This window comes from Amycolatopsis sp. Poz14, from assembly GCF_006704225.1.
Classification (GTDB): Bacteria; Actinomycetota; Actinomycetes; order Mycobacteriales; family Pseudonocardiaceae; genus Amycolatopsis; species Amycolatopsis nivea.
Map to the genome: position 1 here is coordinate 5685863 of NZ_JACLHD010000001.1, position 17763 is coordinate 5703625.

The following is a 17763-nucleotide window of genomic DNA, read 5'->3' on the forward strand; positions in this document are numbered from 1 at the left end:
GGCGCCGCGGACGTCCGCCCGCAGCGGCCGCCGGCCGCGCGGTCTTAGCGTCGGCTTCGGGACGAGCGAGTCCCGGCTCGGAGGAGGCACGCGATGGACGAGAAGGAAAAGGCGCTGATCGAGGAAGACGCCCGCCGCAGCGTCGCCGAGCGCGGACAGCACGGCGGGCACGGCCCGGCGATGCGGCGGTATCTCCTGGCGGAGGAACAGCGGGCGAGCAACGAAAACGAACGCGGCGAGGTCCCCGAGCCGGCGCCAGCGCCGCACCGATGATCCCGCCGGTGGTCGTCGGGATCGACGGCTCGCCGCAGTCATCGGCCGCCGTCCGGTGGGCGGCGGCGCAAACCCGGTCGCGCGGCGGCGGGCTCGTGGTGTTCCGCGCCGAAGTGTTCGACGACCCGGACCTGCTGCCGCACCGGAAACCGCCCGTCGAAGCGGAATTGCTGCTCGAACCCGGGTACCGCCTGCTTCGCCGAGCGGCGGACGAGGCACGCCGCGCGGTGCCCGGGGTCTCGGTGCGGATGTGTCTTCGGCTCGGGGCCGCGGCCGGTCTTCTCGTCGAACAGTCGGCCGAAGCCGGATTGCTCGTCCTCGGGTGGTCCGGTGTGGGCGGGGTGCGGGGCGCGGTCGCCGGTTCGGTGCCGCTCAGCGTCGCGGCCTCCGCTCGCAGTCCGGTAGCGGTCGTGCGCGGCCGCGCGGATCCGGCAGGGCCGGTGGTGGTCGGGGTCGACGATTCCGGCGGCAGCGAACGAGCGCTGGCCTTCGCCTTCGAAACCGCCGAAACGCACGGAGCGGCGCTGGAGGCGGTGCACGCGTGGCACGACGGAAACCGGGAACGCGGTGTCCCTGAACAGGTCGCCGCGTGGTCCCGGAAACATCCGGCAGTTCCGGTGCGCGTCCGGGCGGTGCGTGCTCGTTCGGCGGCCCGTGCGCTCGCCGGGATTTCCCGGGGCGCCCGCGTGGTCGTCGTGGGCAGCCGCGGCCGCGGACCGGTCGCGGGCGGCCTGCTCGGCTCTACCGGCAACGGTCTGCTGGCGCACGCGGCTTGCCCAGTCGTGATCGTCCGCTGACTGTGACGAAAGGACGGAGTCTCATGAGAATTGTTGTCGCGGTGGCGACCCGGCACGGGGCGACCCGGGAGATCGCCGAGCAGATCGCGGTTTCGCTGCGCGGAGAGCTCGCGAAGACGGGCACGCCCGCGGAGGTGGTGGTGGCAGACGCGGGCAGCGTTGAGTCGTTCGACGGCTGCGACGCCGCGGTGCTCGGCAGCGCTGTCTACATCGGACACTGGCTCGAGCCCGCCCGCGAACTGGTGCGGGCCCATCAGGACGAGCTGTCCCGGATCCCGGTGTGGCTGTTTTCCAGCGGTCCGGTGGGGGAGCGGAGCAAACCCGGCGAAGAACCGGTGGACGTCACCGACGTGCTCGCCCGCAGCGGAGCGAAGGAGCACCGGCTCTTCGGCGGCCGGCTCGACCGTTCCCTGCTGCGATTCCCGGAACGCGCGATGGTCGCGGCGCTGCGGGTGCGCGACGGCGACAACCGGGACTGGCCGGTGATCCGCGCCTGGGGCCGGGCGATCGCCCGCGAGCTGAGCGCGGGGACGGCCGGTGACCTTCGTCCATCGTCTTCAGGCAATCCGGCCGCGTCGCCGCGGCGGACGCCTGGAGTTGTCTGAAAGTGCGAGACCGTTCGCGAAGAGAGGAGCGCGCAATGACGTCGCTGTTGCCCGGTTCCCGGCTGGCGCTGCCGAGCATCGCCGCCTGGCTCGACCACCCGTGGCCGTTCGCCGAGCACAACCCGGTGCGGATCGAGGAGTCCGCCGAGGACGGCAAGTACACGGTGCGAGCCGAGTTGCCGGGGTTCGATCCCGAGAAACACATCTCCGTGACCACGCACGACGGGCTGCTGACCATCGAGGCGGAGCGCGAAGCGAAGAAGGACACGGGCGGCCGCAGCGAGTTCTACTACGGCAAGTTCAGCCGCACGGTAGGCCTTCCCGCCGGCGCTGAGGCCGCCAAGATCGCCGCGAAGTACGCCGACGGCATTCTCGAGATCTCGATGCCGCTGGCGCGGCAGCCGCACGAGAAGCAGGTTTCGATCCACGTCGACAAGGCATGACGGACCAGGCGGCGGGCACGGTCGCGGCCGTGCCCGCCGCCTCGCGCAGGGAGGAGTTCCGATGAGCGCGGACCAGCCCGCACGGGTGCTGCTTGCCGACGGACAGGTCGGCCTGGTGCGCCCGCTCGGACCGGCCGACACCGAGGCCGTGCTGCGGCTGCACACCGACCTCGGGGAGCGGGACCGGTACTTCCGGTTCTTCGGCCCGCTGCCGTCCACTGTGGACAGATTGGCGGCGGAGATCGCCGGGACGTCCGACGAATGCCACACGGCCGTCGGCTGTTTTCTCGGCGAGCAGCTGGCCGGGGTCGCGCACTGCGAGCGGATCGGGCAAAGCGCCGACGCCGAGATCGCGCTCGTCGTGGACGGGCGCCGGCGCACGCACGGGATCGCGACGCTGCTGCTCGAACACCTCGCCGCGGCGGCCCGCGCGCACGGCATCTCCCGGTTCGTCGCCGAAGTGCTCGCGGAGAACGCGAAGGTGATCCGGGTGTTCGCAGAACTCGGCCTGCCCTACGAAATCGACCACGAGGGCCCGGAATGGTCGGTCACGATCTGGCTGGACGGCGAGGACCGCTACCCGGACGCGTTCGCCCGCCGCGACGAGGTCGCCGAGGCGGCCAGCCTGGCGCATCTGCTGCGGCCGGCGTCGGTCGCGGTGATCGGCGCGGGCAGGCGGCCGGGCTCGGTGGGGCACGCGGTGCTGGCGAACCTGCTGGACAGCGGTTTTCCCGGCTCGGTCGAGGTCGTGCATCCGGTGGCGGAAGAAATCCTCGGCGTGCGCTGCGCGCCGTCGGTCGCGGACCTGACCCGGACTCCCGAACTGGTGGTGATCTGCCTTCCCGCGGAAGCCGCCGCGGACGCGGTGGAGGAATGCGGCAAACGCGGAGTGGCCGCGGCGGTCGTCGTTTCGTCCGGGCTGACCGGGACCGCGGACGGCGAGCGCGTCCGCGACGCGGTGCGCAGGCACGGCATGCGGCTGGTCGGCCCGAACTGTCTCGGCGTGCTTTCCACGGATCCGTCCTGTCCGTTGGACGCGACGTTCCTCGCCCGCCGTCCGCGGGCCGGGGGCATCGGCGTCGCGACGCAGTCCGGCGGGGTAGGGATCGCCCTCGTCGAGGCGCTGACCGGGCTCGGCCTCGGGCTTTCCTCGCTGGTTTCCACCGGAGACAAATACGACGTGAGCGGCAACGACCTGCTGCTGTGGTGGGCGAGCGACCGGCGCACCGAGACGGTGGTGCTGTACCTGGAATCTTTCGGCAATCCCCGCAAATTCGCCCGGCTGGCGGCTCGGCTGGCGAGGACCCGGCCGGTGCTCGCGGTGCGGGCCGGAAGCGGCGGGACCGCCCAGCGCGCCGCTGCTTCGCACACTGCCGCCGCGGCGACTCCCGCGGTGACTCGTGACGCGCTTTACGCACAGGCCGGCATCATCGCGGTCGACACGGTCGCCGAGCTGGTGGATGTGCTCGCCGGTGTTTCCTGGCAACCGCTTCCGCACGGCCGTCGGGTCGCCGTGCTGAGCAACGCTGGCGGAGCCGGGGTGCTCGCGGCCGACGCGTGCGAGCGCGAAGGGCTCACGATGGCGAGCCTGTCGGCGGGGACCGCGGCCAGCCTGCGCGAGCTGCTGCCCGCCGAGGCCGCTGTGCACAATCCAGTGGACACGACAGCGGCGGTTCCGGCGGAGAAATTCGGGCAGGCGCTGAAGATCGTGCTCGCCGATCCGGGTGTCGACGCGGTCATCGCGGCGACGGTTCCGACTGCGGTCGGGAACCCCGCGGCCGCGCTCGCCGACGTGCTGCCGGGCGCGGAGAAGACCGTGCTCGCGGTCCGGCCGGGACAGCGGGAACGGGTGTCGCCGCTGTGCGCGGACGGGCCCGCGATCACCGCGTGCTACGACGATCCGGCCACCGCCGCGCTCGTGCTCGCCCGGCAGGCCGAGTACGCCGAATGGCTCGCCCGGCCCAGGAACGACGCCACGACTCTGCCGGAGATCGATTCCGCCGCGGTGCGGGAATTCGCGACGGCGCGAGCAGCGGAGCGCGAAGGCTGGCTGTCGCCCGCCGCCGCGGCGGAACTGCTTCGGCTCGCGGGAATCTCGTTGGTGTTGACCCGATACGCCCGCGACGAGACCGAGACTGTCCGCGCCGCCGAGGAATTCGACGGGCCGATCGCGGTGAAGGCGGATGCCGAGGGACTGTTGCACAAGTCCGCAGGCGGCGGCGTGCTGCTCGGCGTCGAGGGACCGTCCGGTGCGCGGGACGCGTACCGGCTGCTGCTGACGCGATTCGGCCCGGCGCTGCGCGGCGTGGTGATCCAGCCGATGGCCTACCGCGGCCGGGAACTGCTCGTCGGCGTGCGCTCGGACCCGGTGTTCGGCCCGCTGGTGGTGTTCGGGCTGGGCGGGGTCGACACCGATCTGGTGGCCGACCGCGCCGCGCGGCTCGCCCCGCTCACCGGACCGGACGCGGACCTGCTGCTCGACGGCCTGCGCTCGGCCGAGGCGCTGTGGGCGTCCGGCATCGACCGGGCCGCGGTGCGCGAATTGCTGCTGAAGACCGGCCGGCTGGCGACGCTCGTGCCGGAACTCGCGGAACTGGACCTGAATCCGGTGGTCGCGCGGGCGGACGGCTGCGCCGCGCTCGACGTCCGGATCCGGCTCGAGCGCCGGAAGCCCGCCGATCCGTACCTGCGCAAGCTGTCCGGCTGAGCGAGCGAGGAGAAGCCAGTGCGAATCCTGACCCTGAATCCCGGGTCCTCCAGTATGAAGGCGGCGGTCGTGCACGACGGCGTCGCGGTCGGCTGGGCGGCGTGGCAGAGCGACATGTCCCGCGCGGTCGTCGATGCCGTGGAGCGCTGGCCCCGGCCGGACGCGGTGGCGGTGCGGTTCGTCCACGGCGGCGCGCAGAAAGCGCCGGTGCTGGTGACCGACCAGGTGATCGCGAATCTCGACCGGCTGGTTCCGCTGGCACCGATCCACCAGCCGCTGTCGCTGGACGTCGCCCGGCAGGTCCGGGCACTGCTGCCCGGTGTGCCGGTGGTGGCCTGTTTCGACACCGCGTTCCACGCCGAGCTGCCCGACGCGGCAGCGCACTACCCGCTGCCGCGCGAGTGGACGCGGCAGAACCGGTTGCGCCGTTACGGTTTCCACGGTTTGTCCGTGCAGTACGCGGTGCGCCGTGCCGCGGAACTGCTGCGGCGGCCGGTCGACGAGCTGCAACTGGTCTGCGCACACGTCGGAGCCGGGGTGTCGGTGACCGCGGTGCGCGGCGGGCGGAGCGTGGACACGTCGATGGGGTTCACCCCGCTGGAAGGGCCCGCGATGGCCACCCGGTCCGGTTCGATCGACCCGGGATTGCTGCTGCACGTCATGAAAACCGCGCCGATGGGACCCGACGAGCTGGCCGACGCGCTGTGCCTGCGGTCCGGGCTCGCCGGGATGAGCGGGACCAGCGGCGACCTCGGAGAAGTGCGGACGGCCGCCGCGGCCGGGAACGCCGACGCCGCGCTGGCGGTCGAGGTCTACGTCCACCGGCTCCGCCGGGAAATCGGCGCGGCGGCGGTCAGCCTCGACCGGCTCGACGCGCTGGTGTTCACCGGCGGGGTCGCGCAATACCAGCCGGAAACCGTCGCCGAGGTCGCGCGCGGCCTCGGGGCGCTGGGCGTGCGGGTGGGGGCGCTCGAGAGGTCCGACGCGGACCGGGCGATCAGCGCGTCCGGCTCGGCCGCGCCGGTGCTTGTGGTCCGCGCCCGGGAAGACCTGGAACTCGCCCGCGGCGCGGAAACCGTGCTCGCCGATCTGGGAAATGAGGTGCATCGTGCACGTACTGCTGACCGAAGCGAAGTTCGGTGACTGCGACGCGCTCAGCAAGCCGTTGCGGGACAACGGGTGCCGGGTGAGCCGGTGCCATGCGGGGGAAGGGATCTGCCTCGCACTCGTGCCGGGTTCGTCGTGCCCGCTCGACGACCGCGCCGATCCGCCGGTGCTCGCCGTGGACGTTCGCGACGCCGGGGACGAGCTCGCCGCACGCGAGTTCGGGGTCGTGTGCGCGCTGCGGAAACAAGTGCCGGTGGCGATCGTCCCGCCGGAACCTGGGCTGCCGGTGGCCGCGCCCGCGGGGCTTGAGGACCGGGTCACGGTGACCGACGCGGAGACTTTGCTGGCCACCTGCCAGGCAGCGGTCGCGATTCCGAGACCGAGGCCGGAACCCGCCGGAGCGATCGGATGAGCGACGTCGCTTTCGCCTGGGACCGCTGCGCGCGAGCGGTGCTCGTGGACGCGCTGGCGCGGCTGGACGTGCGCCGTTTCGTGGTCGAGACCCGGGCAGGCGAGCTGGCGATCTCCCGGGTGGGCCGGCTCCGGCACGATCCCGGCGGACGCCACGTGCTCGCCGGATGCGGCACCGCGCTGTCCGCCGCCTGGATCGTGCTGCGGGGACTGGGCATCCGCCCGGTGCTGTCGTTCCCGGACGACCCGGGCCGCCCGGACGTGGTCGCGGCCGTGACTCCCGGGGCGGACGACCCGGCGACCGCGAGCGACTGGGACCGGTACCTCGCCTTGCGCGTGGTCGCCGGTCCGCCGCGAGGCCGCGCGGTGCCGGTCGCCGATCCGGGCGTGCTCGCGGAGCTGGCGCGGGAGAACACCTGGCCGCGCACCCGGGTATCGCGGCACGCGGGCAGCCGGGGCCTCGTGGTGCTCGCCGAAGGAACGACTCGCGTCGACCGCGTTCTGGTCGGCGCGGCGGTCCATTCCCTGCGGGTCGCAGCCGCGGTCCGCGGATTGACGACCGAGGTGCGTCCCGGGGACCAGAGCCCGGCTCCGCAGGCGGTCCTTCTCGTGTTCGAGAGCTGAGGGAATTCCATGACCACGCATCTGCGCCCGCCGCCCGCGACAGCGGAGCCCGAGGTCGACGCACGGGAGCCGATCGGCCTCCTGCTGCGGGATCTCCGTTCCGCGCCGGGCGGCTTGAGCGGCCGGGAAGCGGCCCGGCGACTGCAGGTCTACGGGCCGAACGAGCTGCCGCACAAGGGCGGCAGGCAGTGGCCGCTCGCCCTGCTGCGCCAGCTGGTCCACCCGCTTGCCCTGCTGCTGTGGGTCGCGGCCGGGCTGGCGTGGTTCGCCGGGACGACCAACCTGGCGTTCGCGATCGTCGGGGTGATCATCCTGAACGGGCTGCTCGCGTTCTTCCAGGAACAGCAGGCGGAGCGGGCGGTCGAAGCACTGGGCAAGTACCTGCCCGAGCGCAGCGCGGTGCTGCGCGACGGCGTCGTCGTGCACCTCGAATCAACCGAGTTGGTTCGCGGCGACGTCGTCCTGCTCGCCGAAGGCGACCGGGTTCCGGCGGACGCGCGGCTGATCGAAGGGACGGTGGACGTCGACGCGTCGATGCTCACCGGCGAGTCGGCTCCGGTGACCCGGACCGCCGACGCCGTGGACGACGCCGACCGTTCGCTGGATTCCCCGGTGCTGGTCTTCAGCGGCACGGTCTGTGTCGCGGGTTCCGCGCGGGCCGTGGTGCACGCGACCGGACGGCGCACCGAGATCGGCCGGATCGCGTCGCTCTCGGCACGGATCGGCCGCGAGGAGAGCCCGCTGGAGCGGCAGGTGCGGCGGGTCGCGTGGCTGATCGCCGGGGTCGCGGTGGTCGTCGGGGTCGGGTTCCTTCCGCTCGGCGTCGCGGCGGGGCTTTCGTGGTCGGCCGCCTTCGTGTTCGCGATCGGCCTGCTGGTGGCCAACGTGCCCGAAGGCCTGCTGCCGACGATCACGCTCGCGCTGGCGGCCGGGGTGCGGTCGATGGCGAAGGCGGGCGCGCTCGTGAAGCGGCTGTCGGCGGTGGAGACGCTGGGCTCGACCACCGTGATCTGCACGGACAAAACCGGCACGCTGACCCAGAACTCGATGCGGGTCGAGGAACTGCGCGGCCCGGACGGCGCGGATTCGGCGCAGCCGCGCGAGACCGCCGAGGTCCTCGCGCGGTGCAGCACCGCGGACCTCGACGGGGAATCCGGCGATCCGACCGAACTCGCGCTGCTTCGGTTCGCCGCGGACCACGGCGCGAACGTGACCGCGAGCGCCCGTGAAGCCGGACGGAAAACGTTGTACCCGTTCGATCCCCGGCTCAAGCGGATGTCCACAGTGGACTTCGTGGACGGCGGCCTCGTGGTGGCGGTGAAGGGTGCGCCCGAACAGGTGCTCCCGTTGTGCACCACGGAGTTCGACGGAACGGAGCTGACCGCGACCCGGCGCGCGCAGCTGGCGGCGCTCGTCGACAGCATGGCCGGGCGCGCGCTGCGGGTGCTGGCCATCGCCCGGCGGGAGACGCCGGCGATCCCGGGCAGCCGCGTGGAAGCGGAGAACGGGTTGTGCCTGCTCGGCTTCGTCGGCCTGGTCGACCCGCCTCGCCCGGAGGTCGCCGCCGCGGTCGCGGACTGCCATTCCGCCGGGATCACCGTGCACGTCGTGACCGGGGACAACGGGCTGACCGCGGCCGAGATCGCCCGCCGGGTCGGCATCGGCGCGGACCGGGTCGTGGACGGCACCGCGCTCGCGCGCATGCCGGAAGCGGACCTCGACACGGTGCTGGCTGGCGGGGACGAAGTGGTGTTCTCGCGTGCCGCACCGGAGGACAAACTGCGCATCGCCGACGCGTTGCGCGACTGCGGCGAGGTCGTCGCGATGACCGGCGACGGGGTGAACGACGCGCCCGCGCTGCGGCGGGCCGACATCGGCGTCGCGATGGGCGTCAGCGGCACCGACGTGGCCAAAGAAGCCGCGACTGTCGTGCTGACCGACGACAACTTCGCGACCATCGTCGCCGGGGTCCGCGAGGGCCGCCGGGTGTTCGACAACGTCCGCAAATTCGTGCTCTACATCTTCGCGCACGCGGTGCCGGAGGTGCTGCCGTTCCTGCTGTTCGCGATCTCCGGCGGCGCGATCCCGTTGCCGCTCACGGTATTGCAGATCCTCGCGATCGACCTCGGCACCGAAACGCTGCCCGCGCTCGCGCTCGGCCGGGAGCCCGCCGAGCCCGGGCTGATGGCCCGCCGGCCGCGCTCCCGCCGCGAAGGCGTGGTGACCGGCCGGATGCTCCTGCGAGCGTGGGGAATCATGGGCGTGCTGTCGGCGGCGCTCGTGCTCGGCGCCTTCTTCGCGGTGCTGTACGCCGCGGGCTGGCACCCCGGCGCGGACGTGTCGGACGGCGCGCCGCTGCACCACGCCTATCTCCAAGCCACCACGGCCAGCTTCGCCGCGATCGTGTTCTGCCAGAACGGCACCGCGTTCGCCGCCCGCACCGAACGGGTGTCGCTGCGGGCGATCGGCCTGGGCACCAACAAGCTTCTGCTCGGCGGCATCGCCTTCGAACTGGCCTTCGCCGCCGCGCTCATCTACCTGCCCTGGCTCCAGGGCGTCTTCGGCACCGCGGCGCTGCCCGCGTGGGTGTACGCGGTGCTGGCGCCGATGCCGGTGCTGGTCTGGGGCGCGGACGAGCTGTTCCGCCGCCTGACCCGCGGTACCCGAGGAGGATCGTCATGACACACGTGCGCAAACTGGCCGAGATCCGGCTCGTTGATGCCGAGACGGCGGGCGGCAAGGGGGCGAACCTCGGCGAGCTGATCTCCGCGGGCTACCCGGTGCCGGACGGATTCGTCGTCACTCGCGACGCGTACTGGTCCGCGCTGGAGGCCGCCGGGGTCCGTGCCGAGATCGCCGACCTGCACGCCAAGGCGCTGATCGCGGTGGACGACGCACAGGAGCTGGCTGCCGCCTGCGAGCGGCTGCGAGAGCTGGTGCGCTCCGCCGGGCTGCCTCCGGAACTGGCGTCGGAGGTGACCGGCGCGTACCGGGCACTAGGCGACCAGCCGGTGGTGGCGGTGCGCTCGTCGGCAACCGGGGAGGACGGCAGCGAAGCCTCCTTCGCGGGCATGAACGCCAGCTACACCAACGTCGTCGACGAAGAAGCCTTGGCCGCGCGAGTGGTGGACTGCTGGACGTCGTTGTTCTCGCCGCGCGTGGTGAGCTACCGGGCGAGCCGGGGATTCACCGGCGAACCGGCGATCGCGGTCGTCGTGCAGCGGATGATCCCGGCCGAGCGGTCCGGCGTGATCTTCACCGCCGACCCGCGCACCGGCGACCGCGACCGGGCGGTGGTCGAAGCGGTGTTCGGCCAGGGCGAGGCGATCGTGAGCGGCGCGGTGGACCCGGACACCTACGTGGTGGCGAAAGAGGACCTCCGCGTGCTCAGCGCGCGGATCGGGGCCCAGTCGCACAAGATCATCCCCGAAGCGGGCGGGGGAGACGTGAAGGTCGCGCTGACCGCGCAGGTCGGCGGCCGGCGCGTGCTCGACGACGCCACCGTGCTCGGGCTGACCCGGCTCGCCTGCCGGGTCGAGGACCACTACGGCGTGCCGCAGGACATCGAGTTCGCCATCGCCGATCACCAGACCTGGCTCGTGCAGTCCCGGCCGATCACCACCCTGCCGCCGGTTCAGGAAGGCGCCGCCGGCGTGCTGGTGACCGGGCTGGCGGCCTCGCCCGGCGAGGGCAGCGGCGCGGTCCGGGTGCTGCGCGATCCGGCCGAAGCACGGCGGCTGCGCGACGGCGAGGTGCTGGTGGCCCCGATGACGACACCGGACTGGGTCCCGGCGATCCGTCGCGCGGCTGCGCTGGTCACCGACGGCGGCGGGATGACCTGTCACGCCGCGGTGGTCGCCCGGGAACTGGGCGTGCCGTGCGTCGTCGGCACCGGCGACGCCACCCGGGTGCTCGCGGACCGCGCGCTGATCACTGTCGACGGCACGAAAGGCGAGGTGCGAGCGGGAGCGATCGCGCACGAGGCGGCGCACCCGAAACCGGTCGCCGCGCCCGCTGCCGCCGAGGCGATCGGCACCCGGTTGTACGTCAATCTCGCGATGCCCGACCACGCCGCCGAGGTCGCGGCCCAGCCGGTCGACGGGGTCGGCCTGCTCCGGGCCGAGTTCCTGCTGACCACGGCACTCGGCGGACGGCATCCGCGCGCCCTGATCGCGCGCGGCGAGGAAGAGTCCTTTGTGGACGCTATGGCGGAATCGCTGCTCGAGATCACCGCCGCGTTCGGCTCGCGTCCGGTGGTCTACCGCGCGACCGACCTGCGCAGCAACGAATTCCGCGGCCTCGACGGCGGAGCCGAGTACGAGCCGGTCGAGAACAACCCGATGATCGGCTACCGCGGCTGCTACCGCTACGTGCGCGAGCACGACCTGTTCGCGCTGGAACTGCGGACGCTGGCGCGGGTGCGGGAGCGGACGCCGAACCTGCACCTGATGATCCCGTTCGTGCGCACGAAATGGGAACTGGAGGCGTGCCTGGAGGCGGTGGACGCGAGCCCGCTCGGCAAGCAGCGCGGGCTGCACCGGTGGATCATGGCCGAGGTCCCGTCGGTCGTCTACTGGCTGCGCGAGTACGCCGGCCTCGGCATCGACGGGGTATCGATCGGCAGCAACGACCTCACCCAGCTGATGCTCGGCGTCGACCGGGATTCGGCGGTGTGCGCGGAACTGTTCGACGAGGCCGATCCCGCGGTGCTGGACGCGGTCTCGAGAATCGTGCGGACAGCCCGCGACTGCGGCATCACGTCGTCGCTGTGCGGCCAGGCGCCGTCGACGAACCCGGCGTTCACCGAACATCTCGTGCGCGCCGGGATCACGTCGATCTCGGTCAACCCGGACGCGATCGGGGCGGCGCGCGGCGCGATCGCCGCGGCCGAACGCCGCGTCCTGCTGGAAAAGGCGCGCTGAGCGCCGCATCGTGCACGGAGGAGAAAACCATGACCACAGCGAATGAACACGAAATCGTCGTCGGCGTCGACGGGTCGGCGGGCAGCGCCGCGGCGGTCCGCTGGGCGCTGGCGGAAGCGAAGTCGAGCGGCCGGACGGTGGTGGCGTTGCGAGCCTGGACGTTCGACCCGCTCGGCGACCTCGAATCGGCGGTCACCCGTTCGCCGGACGACATCGCCGCCCGCTACCAGCACGAACTGGACCAAGTGCTGGACCAAGCACGGGACGAGGCCGAAGGGGTGCGCGTGCGCAGCGGCACGATCGACGGCGCGCCCGGCCCGGCACTGGTCCGCGCGTCGGCGGAGGCGGCGATGCTGGTGCTGGGCAGCCACGGGCACAGCCGGGTGCTGCGCATGCTGGTCGGCTCGGTCTCCGAGTACTGCCTGCGGCACGCGCGCTGCCCGGTGGTCATCGTCCCGGCCCGGTCGGCCGAAGAACGGGAACCGCTGCCGGAAGCGGCCGCGGGCGCTTACTACCCCGGACCCCTGTTGTGAGGAGCGGAAAATGAAGAGAACACGCCGGATCCGCTCGGTGATGACGACCGATGTCGCACAGGTCGTGCCGGGCACATCGTTCAAGGCCGTCGCCGCACTGCTGGAAGAACGCGGCGTCGGCGGTGCGCCGGTCGTCGACAAGGACGGCCGCGTGCTCGGGGTCGTCTCGCGCGGCGATCTGCTGGAGCGCAACGTCGAACACCACGGCCTCGGACCGCAGGCACGACGCGGCAAGCACAAGGCCGAAGCACTCTTTGCGGCCGACCTGATGACGGCGCCGCCCGTCACGGTGGACGTGGAGGACGACGTCGTGCGCGCGGCCCAGCTGATGGAGAAGCACCGGGTGCACCGGCTGCCAGTGCTCGAAGCCGACGGGACGCTGGCCGGGATCGTCTCCCGGGCGGACCTCGTGCGGGCGTATTTGCGTTCGGACAACGACATCCGCGAGGAAGTGCGCGACGAGGTCTTGAAACAGGAGATGTGCCTCGACCCGTCCACGCTGTACGTCTCGGTGCACGACGGGGTGGTGTCGCTGAGCGGGGCCGTCGAGCGGTACAGCATGATCGGGGTGATCAAGGCTCTGATCAGCCGGGTCGACGGGGTGGTCGAGGCGCGGGAGCACCTGCGGGTGGAGCTGGACGACCGGAACATCGGGCCGGGCGTGCCCGCGGCGGGCGGGATGTTCCCGGACCGGTCGATCCATCGTCCGTGAGCCAGGCCGGAACGTACGTGAGAGCCTCCTGAGGGAATCAGATTCCCATGCCGGGGACTTGAGCCGGGCGGCCTCGGCCCGCGGGCTGTCCACACAGGACACCAGCCCCGTCGAAATGCCCGAGTAATACCCGTATAACCGTATCCGTGGGTCTGTGAGGGACCCCTTGAGGGAATCAGATTCCCTCAAGGGGTCCCTCACAGACCGCCCACCGCGCTTCCGCCCGCCTGACCGGCAGCCAGCCCGGCCTTCCCGACCCGGGCGGACGCACTCCCCACGCACTCGCAGGGCCGCCTTAAGTCCCTGGCATGGAATCAGATTCCGTCAGGAGGCCCTCACGTGCTTCGGCGGGTGCGGAGAGCCACCCGGCCCGGCCGGTACTGCGCATCGCGGTAACGCCGCCGCATGCCACAGCTGTTGAGAAGACCCGAATGTGGCATTGGGTGCGTTCCGGCGGCCGGGCTCGTTCGCGAAGGGCGCCCTCGCGGCCTGCGCCCGGCGATGAAGGCAGACCTGCGGAACCAGAGTTAATGCCAGGAAGTTGCTGTGCCGATTCCGCCCGCTGACTGTCCACACGAGACGCCAGCGGCACCGAAATGCCCGATTGATCGCCATCTGGCTGGTATTCGAGGTGCGTGAGGGGGCCCCTGAGGGAATCAGATTTCCTCAGGGGCCCCCTCACGAACGTTCGCCGGGGCGCAGCTCACTCGCGGAACAAAGCGACCTTCAGCGCACCGCTGTCCTGCGGATGCGCGAAGACGTCATACGCCTCGTCCATCTCCTGCAACCCGAACCGGTGCGTGACCATCCGGCTGACGTCGAGGTGTCCGGCGGCGAGCATCCGCAGCAGCATCGGCGTGCTGGAGGTGTCGACCAGGCCGGTGGTGATGGTGACGTTGCGGATCCAGAGCCGTTCGAGGTGCAGCGTGGCCGGTTTGCCGTGCACGCCGATGTTCGCGACCCGGCCGCCGGGGCGGACGAGCTCCGCGCACAGTTCGAACGTCTCCGGGACACCGACGGCTTCGAGGGCCACATCCGCGCCGAGGCCACCGCTCGCTTCGCGCACCGCGGTCTCGGCTTCCGAGGGCTGGACCGTCACGTCGGCACCAGCCGCTTTGGCTGCCGCGAGCCGGGCGGGTTCCTTGTCGATCACGATGATCGACGACGGGCTGTAGAGCCGGGCCCCGGTGATCGCAGCGAGGCCGATCGGGCCCGCTCCGACGATCGCCACGACGTCGCCGGGGCGGAGGCGTCCATTGAGGACTCCTACCTCGTAGGAGGTGGGGAGGATGTCGGCCAGCAACAAGGCCGCTTCGTCGCTCACCGACGGCGGCAGCAGGTAGACGGAGGTGTCGGCGAACGGGACCCGGGCGAATTCCGCCTGTACGCCGTCGACGAGGTGGCCGAGGATCCAGCCGCCTCCGCCGAGGCATTGGCCGTAGCTGCCGCGGCGGCAGTATTCGCAGCGGCCGCAGGCGCTGATGCAGGACACGAGCACGCGGTCGCCCGGCTTGACCGAGGCGACCGCGTCGCCGGTGCGCACGACGGTGCCGACCGCTTCGTGGCCGAGGATCCGGCCGCGTTCGACCTCGGGGACGTCGCCTTTCAGGATGTGCAGGTCGGTGCCGCAGATGGTGACGGCGTCGATCCGGACGATCGCGTCGGTCGGCGCGAGGATTTCCGGGTCCGGGCGGTCGGTCCAGGACCGGCGACCGGGGCCGTCGTACACGAGTGCCTTCACAGTTCCTCCTTCACAGGACTGCGGGCGTCCGCCGGCACGGCGGACGCCCGTGGACGGTTCAGCGCAGCCAGGTCCGGTCGCCGACGAAGGCGGCCCAGCGGCGGCCGATTCCCCACGTGTCGCCGGCGCAGGCGGCGGCGAGCACGATCAGGACGAGCGCGTAGACCAGGTGGTAGTCGAGGAACGGGTTGGCCGAATGCGTGGCCGCTCCCGCGCCGGTGCTGCGGGCGGGCGGCCATTCGGCGGCCCACATGAGCAGCATCAGCAGGGTCCCGGAGACCGCGGCGATCCGCAGTCCGGCCCCGGCGGCCAGCGCCAGCCCGATGCCGAGCAGGCTCAGCATGAACAGCCAGTCGGCCCACCACGTTCCGGCCCACGCGTGGAACATCGACGCGAACGGGCCGACGTCGACCTTGCTCAGGAAGCCGTTGGTGGGCGAGCCGCCGTGGATCCAGGCTCCGGCGGCGGGCGTGGAGTAGCCCAGGCCGAGCAGTTTGTCGGCGAAGGGCCACAGGAACAGGAATCCGGCGGCGATCCGCAGGACCGCGAGCGACCGGGCCCCGTAGCTCGCCCAGGGCGGCTGCGCGACCGTCTCGTTGCGACCGGCCGGAGTCCGGCTCGCCGGGGGTGTGCTGTGCTGGGATTTGACGGACATGGGGACCTCCATTCGTCTCTGGCCCGAGTCTGATCCGCCGGGCCAGTGCGGCTCTGGAGCCGAAAGTCCTCGTCGGACGGGCCGTTGGGCGCGGACCGCCGAGGAGGGGCCGAAGGTCCACGCACGAGGGGACCGACGCCGCTGCCGCCCGGTGCCGTCCGCGCCTACCGTCCGGAGGGAAAGCCCGGCTGGACAAGGAAAGGCGGAACCGATGACCGAACCCGCACTCGTCGCCGCAGTCGACGGCTCGCTGGCTTCCCTGCACGCGGTCGGGTGGGCGGCGCGCGCCGCGGCGGGACGCGGGGTTCCGCTGCGCCTCGTGCACGTTCTCGACGAGCTGGCCCTCGACTTCCCCCGTCCATTGCCGACAGTGGAGAACTTCGGCAAGGTGCTCACCGCGCGCGGGCACCGGATCCTGCGCACCGCCCGCGACGCCGCCCAGGAAGCGGTCCCCGGACTGACTCCGGATCTGGTGCTGCTGCGCGGAATCGTCGGGAAGTGCCTCGCCGCGCAGTCCCACGGGGCGGTGCTGCTGGTGCTCGGGACCCCCGGACTGCGTCCGCTGGGCCGGATCCTGCTCGGCTCGGTGTCGATCTCTCTCGCCGCGCACGCGGACTGCCCGGTGGCGCTCGTCCGGCCGCACGCGGGCGACGAAGAGCCGCCGGCGACCGGACCGGTCGTCGTGGGAGTCGACGGTTCGCCGTCGAGCGAACTGGCGCTGGGGACGGCGTTCGAGGAAGCCGCGTGGCGGAACGCTCCGCTGACCGCGGTGCACTGCTGGGACGACCGGCTGCTGTCGGCGATCTTCCGGGAGAACCGCTGGAACGCCGACAGCGGGATCGAGCAGGAGGCGCACGTGGTGCTCGCCGAGCGGGTCGCCGGGTGGGCGGAGAAATATCCCGGCGTCGATGTGCGGCAGCTGGTGGTGCGCGGCCGTCCTGCCGAGCAGTTGCTGGACCTGGCGGACCGGGCGCAGCTGCTCGTCGTGGGCAGCCGCGGGCGCGGCGGGTTCGGCGGACTGCTGCTCGGGTCCACGAGCCAGGCGGTGATGTCCTACGCGCTGTGCCCGGTCATCGTCGCCGGTTCCGGCGAGGAACCGCCCGGCCCCAGCGGAAATACGCCAGCGGACCCGCGAAGTTGACCGCGATCGCGACCGCCCAGGCGGATTTCGGGCCGTTGACCCGGTCCTCGGGCCGTTTCGCGAGATCCCGCCAGGCGGCCGCGGCCAGCAGTACCTGCACCGCGGCGGCGGCCAGGACGGTCCGCCGCTGCGCGGGGGAGAGATCGGAAAACTTCCGGTGTGCTCGCATGGGCTCCTCCTCCTGGTCGGGCTCCCAGGCAACACCCCCGCGAGACCGGCGGGGAAGGGGAGAACGGCCCGGCTCCCGGGGACCGCGGACTCCGGCCGCCCGGCGAGGGAAAGCATACGGTGCAACGAAAACTCGGAGGTGCTGTGATGACCGGACTGCTGGTCTCGGAGGTGATGAACTGGCCGGTGGTGACTGCCGCGCCGGACACGCCGTTCAAGGAACTGGTCGATCTTCTCGCCGCCAACCGCATTTCGGCGGTGCCGGTGACCGACGGGTCGGGGCGGCCGGTCGGGGTGGTTTCGGAGCAGGAACTGCTCGCCCGGTACGACAGCCGGGCCGAAGGACCCCCGCCCGGCTTTTTCGCTTCTCCTCGCCGCCGTCGCCGCTGGGCGCGAGCGCGGGGCCGGCGGGCCCTCGATGTGATGCGCACCCCGGTGCGCGTCGTCCGGCAGGACGAACCGCTGGCCGACGCGGCATGGTGGATGGTCGAGGCGAACCTGCGCCGGTTGTTCGTCGTCGACGGTTCCGGATCGCTCACCGGAGTGCTCGCCCGCCGGGACGTGCTCGCGGTGTTTCTCCGGCCGGACGCGGAAATCAAGGAGGCGGTCGAACGCCGGGTGCTGCGCGAGGCGCTGTGGGCGGACCCCGCGACGACGTCGGTGCGAGTCGACGACGGCGTGGTCACCTTGACCGGGACCGTCGACAGCCCCGGCGAGGTGCAGCGTGCCGAGCTGCTGACCGAGGTGCTGCCCGGAGTGGTGGGCGTGCGCAACCGGCTGCAGTACGCGGGGGGCCGGCACGAGGCCGCCGCCCGGCGGTGAGACGGCGATGCCAGCGCGGGGGCGTTGCGTGGTGCGCCCGCCACCTGACTGCTCCTTGAGGTACGTGAGGGGAACCCTGAGGAAATCTGATTCCCTCAGGGT

Annotated in this window: 17 protein-coding genes; 14 read left to right on the plus strand and 3 right to left on the minus strand. The window is 72.2% G+C overall.

Translation table 11 applies throughout. The annotated features are described in order from the left end of the window. Nucleotides 1–93: 93 nt before the first annotated feature. From FKO37_RS26940 to FKO37_RS26995, 12 genes are all read left to right on the plus strand, one after another. Nucleotides 94–273 (plus strand): hypothetical protein, encoded by a 180-nt coding sequence (locus FKO37_RS26940; RefSeq protein WP_134661442.1) that lies wholly within the window; start codon nucleotides 94–96, stop codon nucleotides 271–273. Then, a complete protein-coding gene (locus FKO37_RS26945; RefSeq protein ID WP_238606286.1) occupies nucleotides 270–1070 on the plus strand; it encodes a universal stress protein in 801 nt (266 codons plus the stop codon). The genes FKO37_RS26940 and FKO37_RS26945 overlap by 4 nt, the downstream gene beginning before the upstream one ends. Nucleotides 1071–1093: 23 nt before the next feature. Next, nucleotides 1094–1675, plus strand: coding sequence for a flavodoxin domain-containing protein (locus FKO37_RS26950; RefSeq protein WP_238606287.1), 582 nt, complete (start codon nucleotides 1094–1096; stop codon nucleotides 1673–1675). Nucleotides 1676–1710: 35 nt separating this feature from the next. Further along, on the plus strand, nucleotides 1711–2118 hold the full coding sequence (locus FKO37_RS26955) for an Hsp20/alpha crystallin family protein (protein ID WP_134661439.1): 408 nt from the start codon (nucleotides 1711–1713) through the stop codon (nucleotides 2116–2118). Between the two features lie 61 nt (nucleotides 2119–2179). Further along, nucleotides 2180–4825: a GNAT family N-acetyltransferase gene (locus FKO37_RS26960; protein ID WP_238606289.1), complete on the plus strand. Its 2646-nt coding sequence runs from the start codon at nucleotides 2180–2182 to the stop codon at nucleotides 4823–4825. Nucleotides 4826–4843: 18 nt separating this feature from the next. Continuing rightward, complete coding sequence (locus FKO37_RS26965) at nucleotides 4844–5968, plus strand: acetate/propionate family kinase (RefSeq protein ID WP_238606290.1); 1125 nt, start codon at nucleotides 4844–4846, stop codon at nucleotides 5966–5968. Further along, nucleotides 5934–6344, plus strand: a complete 411-nt coding sequence (locus FKO37_RS26970) for a hypothetical protein (RefSeq protein ID WP_238606292.1) — start codon at nucleotides 5934–5936, stop codon at nucleotides 6342–6344. The genes FKO37_RS26965 and FKO37_RS26970 overlap by 35 nt, the downstream gene beginning before the upstream one ends. Further along, entirely contained in the window at nucleotides 6341–6967 is a 627-nt protein-coding gene (locus tag FKO37_RS26975; RefSeq protein ID WP_238606294.1) for a hypothetical protein, read from the plus strand. The genes FKO37_RS26970 and FKO37_RS26975 overlap by 4 nt, the downstream gene beginning before the upstream one ends. 9 nt (nucleotides 6968–6976) lie before the next feature. Then, on the plus strand, nucleotides 6977–9649 hold the full coding sequence (locus FKO37_RS26980) for a cation-transporting P-type ATPase (protein ID WP_238606295.1): 2673 nt from the start codon (nucleotides 6977–6979) through the stop codon (nucleotides 9647–9649). After that, nucleotides 9646–11889, plus strand: a complete 2244-nt coding sequence (gene ppsA / locus FKO37_RS26985) for a phosphoenolpyruvate synthase (protein WP_238606296.1) — start codon at nucleotides 9646–9648, stop codon at nucleotides 11887–11889. The genes FKO37_RS26980 and ppsA overlap by 4 nt, the downstream gene beginning before the upstream one ends. A 29-nt stretch (nucleotides 11890–11918) precedes the next feature. Further along, a complete protein-coding gene (locus tag FKO37_RS26990) occupies nucleotides 11919–12422 on the plus strand; it encodes a universal stress protein (RefSeq protein ID WP_238606298.1) in 504 nt (167 codons plus the stop codon). A gap of 10 nt (nucleotides 12423–12432) precedes the next feature. Beyond that, nucleotides 12433–13134, plus strand: a complete 702-nt coding sequence (locus FKO37_RS26995; RefSeq protein WP_238606299.1) for a CBS domain-containing protein — start codon at nucleotides 12433–12435, stop codon at nucleotides 13132–13134. A gap of 703 nt (nucleotides 13135–13837) precedes the next feature. Here the strand turns inward: FKO37_RS26995 and FKO37_RS27000 are convergent. Together FKO37_RS27000 and FKO37_RS27005 are read right to left on the minus strand one after the other, a co-directional pair. Continuing rightward, nucleotides 13838–14875: a zinc-dependent alcohol dehydrogenase family protein gene (locus FKO37_RS27000; protein WP_238606300.1), complete on the minus strand. Its 1038-nt coding sequence runs from the start codon at nucleotides 14873–14875 to the stop codon at nucleotides 13838–13840. A gap of 58 nt (nucleotides 14876–14933) precedes the next feature. Then, a complete protein-coding gene (locus FKO37_RS27005; protein WP_238606302.1) occupies nucleotides 14934–15530 on the minus strand; it encodes a hypothetical protein in 597 nt (198 codons plus the stop codon). Nucleotides 15531–15741: 211 nt separating this feature from the next. On the opposite strand from FKO37_RS27005, the gene FKO37_RS27010 reads away from it, so the two are divergent. After that, on the plus strand, nucleotides 15742–16671 hold the full coding sequence (locus FKO37_RS27010) for a universal stress protein (protein WP_238606304.1): 930 nt from the start codon (nucleotides 15742–15744) through the stop codon (nucleotides 16669–16671). Here FKO37_RS27010 and FKO37_RS27015 read toward each other — a convergent pair. Further along, nucleotides 16601–16840, minus strand: coding sequence for a PLDc N-terminal domain-containing protein (locus FKO37_RS27015; protein WP_238606305.1), 240 nt, complete (start codon nucleotides 16838–16840; stop codon nucleotides 16601–16603). The genes FKO37_RS27010 and FKO37_RS27015 overlap by 71 nt on opposite strands. 146 nt (nucleotides 16841–16986) lie before the next feature. Here FKO37_RS27015 and FKO37_RS27020 point away from each other — a divergent pair, with 146 nt between their 5' ends. Continuing rightward, entirely contained in the window at nucleotides 16987–17661 is a 675-nt protein-coding gene (locus tag FKO37_RS27020) for a CBS domain-containing protein (RefSeq protein ID WP_238606307.1), read from the plus strand. Nucleotides 17662–17763 lie beyond the last annotated feature (102 nt).

What these genes read in the sequence shown, in the direction of transcription:
- FKO37_RS26940 (WP_134661442.1), top strand. Translation starts at nt 94, where the DNA reads ATGGACGAGAAGGAAAAGGCGCTGATCGAGGAAGACGCCCGCCGCAGC.
- FKO37_RS26945 (WP_238606286.1), top strand. Translation starts at nt 270, where the DNA reads ATGATCCCGCCGGTGGTCGTCGGGATCGACGGCTCGCCGCAGTCATCG.
- FKO37_RS26950 (WP_238606287.1), top strand. Translation starts at nt 1,094, where the DNA reads ATGAGAATTGTTGTCGCGGTGGCGACCCGGCACGGGGCGACCCGGGAG.
- FKO37_RS26955 (WP_134661439.1), top strand. Translation starts at nt 1,711, where the DNA reads ATGACGTCGCTGTTGCCCGGTTCCCGGCTGGCGCTGCCGAGCATCGCC.
- FKO37_RS26960 (WP_238606289.1), top strand. Translation starts at nt 2,180, where the DNA reads ATGAGCGCGGACCAGCCCGCACGGGTGCTGCTTGCCGACGGACAGGTC.
- FKO37_RS26975 (WP_238606294.1), top strand. Translation starts at nt 6,341, where the DNA reads ATGAGCGACGTCGCTTTCGCCTGGGACCGCTGCGCGCGAGCGGTGCTC.
- FKO37_RS26980 (WP_238606295.1), top strand. Translation starts at nt 6,977, where the DNA reads ATGACCACGCATCTGCGCCCGCCGCCCGCGACAGCGGAGCCCGAGGTC.
- ppsA (WP_238606296.1), top strand. Translation starts at nt 9,646, where the DNA reads ATGACACACGTGCGCAAACTGGCCGAGATCCGGCTCGTTGATGCCGAG.
- FKO37_RS26990 (WP_238606298.1), top strand. Translation starts at nt 11,919, where the DNA reads ATGACCACAGCGAATGAACACGAAATCGTCGTCGGCGTCGACGGGTCG.
- FKO37_RS26995 (WP_238606299.1), top strand. Translation starts at nt 12,433, where the DNA reads ATGAAGAGAACACGCCGGATCCGCTCGGTGATGACGACCGATGTCGCA.
- FKO37_RS27005 (WP_238606302.1), bottom strand. Translation starts at nt 15,530, where the DNA reads ATGTCCGTCAAATCCCAGCACAGCACACCCCCGGCGAGCCGGACTCCG.
- FKO37_RS27010 (WP_238606304.1), top strand. Translation starts at nt 15,742, where the DNA reads ATGACCGAACCCGCACTCGTCGCCGCAGTCGACGGCTCGCTGGCTTCC.
- FKO37_RS27015 (WP_238606305.1), bottom strand. Translation starts at nt 16,840, where the DNA reads ATGCGAGCACACCGGAAGTTTTCCGATCTCTCCCCCGCGCAGCGGCGG.
- FKO37_RS27020 (WP_238606307.1), top strand. Translation starts at nt 16,987, where the DNA reads ATGACCGGACTGCTGGTCTCGGAGGTGATGAACTGGCCGGTGGTGACT.